This window comes from Mesorhizobium sp. M1A.F.Ca.IN.020.03.2.1, from assembly GCF_004023205.1.
Lineage (GTDB): Bacteria > Pseudomonadota > Alphaproteobacteria > Rhizobiales > Rhizobiaceae > Mesorhizobium.
On sequence record NZ_RZSV01000300.1, the window covers coordinates 1 to 5,614 of the forward strand.

The 5,614-nt window shown below is 65.1% G+C and carries 6 protein-coding genes and 1 pseudogene; 6 read left to right on the top strand and 1 reads right to left on the bottom strand.

Annotated features, from left to right (window positions below):
• Positions 1–3 precede the first annotated feature (3 nt).
• A pseudogene (locus EOA79_RS28875) lies at positions 4–451 on the top strand (GNAT family N-acetyltransferase).
• A 30-nt stretch (positions 452–481) separates the two neighbouring features.
• Here the strand turns inward: EOA79_RS28875 and EOA79_RS28880 are convergent.
• Positions 482–1,210: a class I SAM-dependent methyltransferase gene (locus tag EOA79_RS28880; RefSeq protein WP_127335298.1), complete on the bottom strand. Its 729-nt coding sequence runs from the start codon at positions 1,208–1,210 to the stop codon at positions 482–484.
• Between the two features lie 225 nt (positions 1,211–1,435).
• Between EOA79_RS28880 and EOA79_RS28885 the strand changes: the two genes are divergently transcribed.
• The 5 genes from EOA79_RS28885 to EOA79_RS28905 all read left to right on the top strand — a co-directional run.
• Positions 1,436–2,083 (top strand): thiamine phosphate synthase, encoded by a 648-nt coding sequence (locus EOA79_RS28885; RefSeq protein WP_095824195.1) that lies wholly within the window; start codon positions 1,436–1,438, stop codon positions 2,081–2,083.
• A 1-nt stretch (position 2,084) separates the two neighbouring features.
• On the top strand, positions 2,085–3,245 hold the full coding sequence (locus EOA79_RS28890; protein ID WP_245322323.1) for a tetratricopeptide repeat protein: 1,161 nt from the start codon (positions 2,085–2,087) through the stop codon (positions 3,243–3,245).
• Between the two features lie 132 nt (positions 3,246–3,377).
• Positions 3,378–3,944, top strand: coding sequence for an elongation factor P (gene efp, locus EOA79_RS28895; RefSeq protein ID WP_067001754.1), 567 nt, complete (start codon positions 3,378–3,380; stop codon positions 3,942–3,944).
• Positions 3,945–3,969: 25 nt separating this feature from the next.
• Positions 3,970–4,770 carry an inositol monophosphatase family protein gene (locus EOA79_RS28900; protein ID WP_095824090.1) on the top strand — a complete coding sequence of 267 codons (801 nt, stop codon included), beginning with the start codon at positions 3,970–3,972 and terminating at the stop codon, positions 4,768–4,770.
• Between the two features lie 192 nt (positions 4,771–4,962).
• A partial coding sequence (locus EOA79_RS28905) for a hemolysin III family protein (protein ID WP_164893985.1) occupies positions 4,963–5,614 on the top strand: 652 nt, incomplete at its 3' end.

A 5,614-nucleotide genomic window follows, 5' to 3' on the forward strand; every position in this document is an offset into this window, starting at 1 on the left:
GTCCTGATCCGCCGCGCGGACAAAGCCGATCTTGCGGCGATCGTCGCGATGCTTGCCGATGACGCGCTTGGCCGCGCCCGCGAGAATGCAAGCGTGCCTTTGGCGCAAGCCTATCAGGACGCCTTCGCGACCATAGACGGCAACCCGAACCATTTCCTGGCGGTGATGACGGACGGCGCCGAAGTCATCGGCACCTTGCAGATCAGTTTTATCCCCAGGCCTGTCGTTGCAGGGCGCTTGGCGCGGCCAGATCGAGGCGGTGCGCGTCGCGGCGAGCCGGCGCGGAGAGGGGCTCGGGCATAGCCTGCTGGAATGGGCGATCGAAAGATGCCGCGAGCGCGGCTGCAGGGTGGTGCAACTGACGACCAACAAGAGCCGGCTCGACGCGCACCGCTTCTACGAACGGGTCGGCTTCAAGCCGAGCCACATCGGCTACAAGCTGGATCTTTGACGCACCCGCGCCGGCGATGCCGGCGACCTCTCATCGCCGCGCCTGAACCAGAAGAAACATCGGCCGCTCGACCTCTTTGGCCAGTTCAGGCCTGGCGGCGATCTGCCCTTCAGTTGGACAGAATTCCTCCACGCTGCCGATGGTGAACCCGGCCTGGATCAGGTTGTTGAGCGTGGTGCCGAGTGTGCGGTGGTGCTTCACCACGCCCTCGGAGAACCAGTCGGTCGTGCGCGGCCCTTCCACCAGATACTGATCGACGGGCCAGACGTTCCTTCCTGCGGCGTCCACGGACCAGCCCGGATTGCTTGGAGCCATGAAGATCGGATGCTCCGTCGAGAAGACGAAGAACCCGCCAGGGACCAGGGCCTGGTAAACCGTCGCGAACAGCCGCGCGGCATCGCTGACATAATGCAGGGCAAGCGAGCTATAGGCGAGGTCGAAGCGCGCCTTCGGCAGGCTCAGCTCGTCGAGGTCGACGCGCTCATAGGCTATGGCTTCGTCGGAGCCGGCGGCGCGTGCTCGGGCGAGCATCCTTTCCGACAGGTCGAGGCCCAGAACCTGCTTGGCTCCCTGCGCCCGCGCCCAGCGGCAGAACCAGCCGAAGCCGCAACCGAGATCGACGATGCTTAGACCACCCACCTTCGGCAGCATGGCGCGCAGAACCGGCCACTCGGGCGCGCCGTCCAACCCTTCCACCGAACGATGCAGACGGCTGTAGCCTTCGAAGAAATCGGCCTTGTCGTAGATATTTTGCGCCATGCTCTTCCCGTGCTTTCGCTTGCTAACCTAGCGGTCGTTTCGTTAGCGTCCATCAGCAGCTTCAACAGGCCGTCTGTCAGTCCTTGAAGATTGCGCAAGCCGCTGCTGCCGCGACGCTTTTCAGCGGCGACCTTCGCCCGCCTCCTGTTCAAGCCGGACGCTTTGCTCTATGCCGCAATGCCACCATGTTCGCCCGGCATAGGCGAAAACCGGGATCGAAGACCGATGAATGAAGCAACCCCGCCCAATCGCTGCCGAATCGTGCTGATCGCGCCGCCGCTTGTGACTCCCGAGCACATCTGCACCGCCTTCGACGGCGGCGACGTCGCCTCGCTGATCCTGCCCGAAAACGGCATGGATGACGCCGCCTTCCAGGCCTTCGCCGAGAAGATCGTGCCGATCGCGCAGGCCGCCGGCGTCGCCGTCATCGTCGCCGGCGACAGCCGCATCGCCGGCCGCGTCCATGCCGACGGCATCCATGTCGAGGCAAACCGCCAGGAACTGGCCGAGACGATCGAGCGCTTGGCCGACAGGATGATGGTCGGGGCGGGCGGCGCCAAGACCCGCGATGAGGCGCTGGAGCTCGGCGAGGAGCGGCCCGACTACATGTTCTTCGGCCGCTTCGGCTATGACAACAAGCCCGAGCCGCACCACCGCAATCTCGCTCTCGGTGAATGGTGGGCGCAGATGATCCAGATTCCTTGCATCGTGATGGCCGGCTCCGAGCTTGCGTCGGTGGAAACGGTAGCGGCCACCGGCGCCGAGTTCGTGGCGCTCTCCAGCGCCGTCTTCGCCGACGGACTCGATCCGCGCGCGGCGGTCGCCGCGGCCAACGCGCTGCTCGACCAAATCGCGCCGCGCTTCGAGGACTGACGTGCGCTGGCCCAGGCTTTCCTTCGCGGCGTTGGCCGCGGCCTTGACGATCCAGGCGGCCGCTGCGCTGGCCGCCGAGACCCCGCCGGTGCCGCAGCCCAGACCGGACACGACCACACCCGACACGAGCGCGCCGGATACAAGCGCCCCTGCTAGCGGCGCCCCGAATACAAGCATTCCGAATATAAGCGCCCCAAATACCGGCGCCCCGAATGCTGCCGCCCCGAATACTGGCGCGGCCCATGCCGATAAGCCGATCGAAACACCGCTGCCACAGCCGGCAACGCTTCAACCGCCATCGGCCGATACCATCAATCCCGATCGCTTCGGCGCCAAGCTCCCGGACGCCGCCTACGGCGCCTTCCAGCGCGGCCTCTATAAAACCGCCTACAACCTTGCCATGGTGCGGGCCAAGAACGGCGACCCCGCGGCGCAGACACTGGTCGCCGAGATCCTGTCGCGTGGGCTGGGCGTGCCGCTCAACGCCGCAGAGGCCGCGAAATGGTATGGGCTCGCCGCCGAGCAGGGCGTGCCGGAGGCGCAGTTCCAATATGCGCTGATGCTGCTCGACGGACGCTATGTGAAGAAGGACGCCAAGGAAGCCTATGCGCTGATGCAGGCCGCCGCCGAGGCGGGCAACCGCCTGGCCCAGTTCAACTTCGCCCAATTGCTCGTCCAGCAGGATCCGGGCGATGCCGGCATCGCCAAGGCGGCTGTGTATTATGAGCGCGCCGCCAGTACCGGCCTTGCCGACGCCGAGTACGCGATGGCGCAAATCTACGCCAACGGCGCCGGCGGAAAACCGCGCGACGACGCCAAGGCACGCACCCTGCTGGCGCAGGCCGCCCGGCAGAACTACGACACCGCGCAACTTGACCTCGCCGCATGGATGATCGAGGGGCGCGGCGGCGATCGCGACCTGAAATCGGGCTTTGCCTGGATGAGGCGCGCGGCCGAAGGCGGCAATGTCGCCGCCCAGAACCGCCTCGCCAAACTCTATATGGGCGGCATCGGTACCGACCCCGATCTGATCCTGGCCGGAGCCTGGTATATCGTCGCCCGGCGCGCCGGGTTGATCGACCCGCAGATGGACGATTTCCTGCAAGGCCTCGACGACGGTCAGACCAAGCAGGCGCTGCAGAAGGCGAACCGGCTGCCCTGAAAAGACGGCTCACGGCATCGGCCATCTCCATGCGCGTTCGCGACGCCCTCCCTTGCCACTCAATGCGATTTGTGGTCTTGGAGGCGCCAAAGCGCGCTCCGCGCCAAAAATCTCATTCCGGATCAGTTCAACATGGCCAAGATCAGTGGCAGCGAAATCCGTCCCGGCTATGTCATCGAGCATGACGGCGGCCTCTGGGTCGCGGTCAAGACCAACACCGTGAAGCCCGGCAAGGGCGGCGCCTACAACCAGGTCGAGCTGAAGAACCTGATCAACGGCACCAAGCTCAACGAGCGCTTCCGCTCGGCCGAGACCGTCGAGCAGATCCGGCTGGAGATGAAGGATTTCTCCTTCCTCTACGAGCAGGGCGACGCGCTGGTTTTCATGGACACCGAAAGCTACGAGCAGCTCGAACTGAACAAGGATTTCGTCGGCGAGCGCGCCGCCTTCCTGCAGGACGGCATGATGGTCACGGTCCAGCTCTATGAGGAGCGGCCGATCGGCATCTCGCTGCCCGACCAGGTGACGCTGACCATCACCGAGGCCGACCCCGTGGTGAAGGGCCAGACGGCGGCGTCCTCTTACAAGCCTGCAGTGCTGGAAAACGGTGTCCGCGTCCTGGTGCCGCCCTTCATCTCGGCCGGCGAGCGCATCATCGTCGACACCAATGAGATCACTTACGTGCGTCGCGCAGAATAAAACGGCCAACACAGGAAGAAGAAGAATGGCGCGTTCCGCTCTCCTCAATGTCATGGTCCAGGCCGCGATGAAGGCCGGCCGGTCGCTGTCGCGCGATTTCGGCGAGGTGCAGAACCTGCAGGTCTCGATGAAGGGGCCTGGCGACTATGTCAGCCAGGCCGACCGCAAGGCCGAAGAGATCGTCTTTGCCGAACTGTCGAAGGCGCGGCCGGGCTACGCCTTCCTGATGGAGGAGCGCGGCGCCGTCGACGGCGAGGACGGCCAGCATCGCTGGATCGTCGACCCGCTCGACGGCACGACCAACTTCCTCCACGGCATCCCGCTCTTCGCGGTCTCGATCGCGCTCGAGCGCCAGGGCCAGATCGTCGCCGGTGTCGTCTACAATCCGGCCATGGACGAGCTCTATACCACCGAGCGCGGCGGCGGCGCCTTCATGAACGACCGCCGGCTGCGCGTCGCCGGACGCGCCAAGCTCACCGATGCCGTGATCGGCTGCGGCGTGCCGCATCTTGGGCGCGGCCAGCACGGCAATTTCCTGATCGAGTTGCGCAATGTCATGGCCGAGGTCTCGGGCGTCCGCCGCCTTGGCTCCGCCTCGCTCGATCTCGCCTATGTCGCGGCCGGCCGCATGGACGGGTTTTGGGAAGCCAACCTTTCGGCCTGGGACATCGCCGCCGGCGCCCTGCTCATCCGTGAAGCGGGCGGCTTCGTTTCGGATATGGATGGCGGGCAGGACATGCTGGAGGCCGGCTCCATCGTCGCCGGCAACGAGCTTATCCAACGCGCCCTCTTGAAGACGGTAAAGAAGCCGCTGGCTGCGCGCTGAAGCGCGCTATCGCATCACCCCGAAATCGGAATCGATTTCGCAGACCTCCGGTTCGGAACGGATAAGCGCAAATCAAAGGGCTGCAGCCCCCTTTGCGCGTCGAAAGGACGCGCGGCGGGCTCGTCGCAAAACCGCAACCGAAGCTTGAAATACTGATCCGCGACTGCCCAGATTATGGTTGCAGGATCATTCATGAACGACGCTCGCGCAAATACATCGATCGAAATCCCCTTTGTCGGCCGTTGGCACTATTCGCGCGCCGAGATGATCGCCGATGGCATCGTCCATGCTGTGGGCATCGTGCTGGCGATCGCCGCCGGCTCGGCCTTCCTGGCTTTAGCCGCCTTCCATTCCGGCCCGGGCGAGTATGTCGCCGCCGTCTTCTACGTTGTGTCGCTGCTCACCGTGCTGTCGATATCGCTGGCCTATAATTTGTGGCCGATATCGTGGCCGGCGAAGTGGATCCTGCGCCGCTTCGACCATGCCGCGATCTATTTGCTGATCGCCGCCACCTACACGCCTTTCCTGACCCAGCTGCACACGTCCGCGCTTGCCGTGCCGATGATCGTTATCGTGTGGAGCGCGGCGGCAATGGGCGTCGCCATCAAGATGTTCCTGCCCGGGCGCTATGACCGGCTGGCGATCCTCTTTTACCTCGCCATCGGCTGGAGCGGCGTCGTGCTCGCCGGACCGCTGGTCGCGACGCTGCCGCCTGCCTCCGTCCTGCTGCTGCTCGCGGGCGGCATCGTCTATTCATTGGGCGTCATCTTCTTTGCCTGGAAAGGCCTGCGTTTCCACAATGCCGTCTGGCATGGCTTCGTCGTCACCGGCGCCGGGCTGCACC

Coding starts and splice junctions, on each gene's coding strand:
- EOA79_RS28880 (WP_127335298.1), bottom strand. CDS start 1,210: ATGGCGCAAAATATCTACGACAAGGCCGATTTCTTCGAAGGCTACAGC.
- efp (WP_067001754.1), top strand. CDS start 3,378: ATGGCCAAGATCAGTGGCAGCGAAATCCGTCCCGGCTATGTCATCGAG.
- EOA79_RS28900 (WP_095824090.1), top strand. CDS start 3,970: ATGGCGCGTTCCGCTCTCCTCAATGTCATGGTCCAGGCCGCGATGAAG.
- EOA79_RS28885 (WP_095824195.1), top strand. CDS start 1,436: ATGAATGAAGCAACCCCGCCCAATCGCTGCCGAATCGTGCTGATCGCG.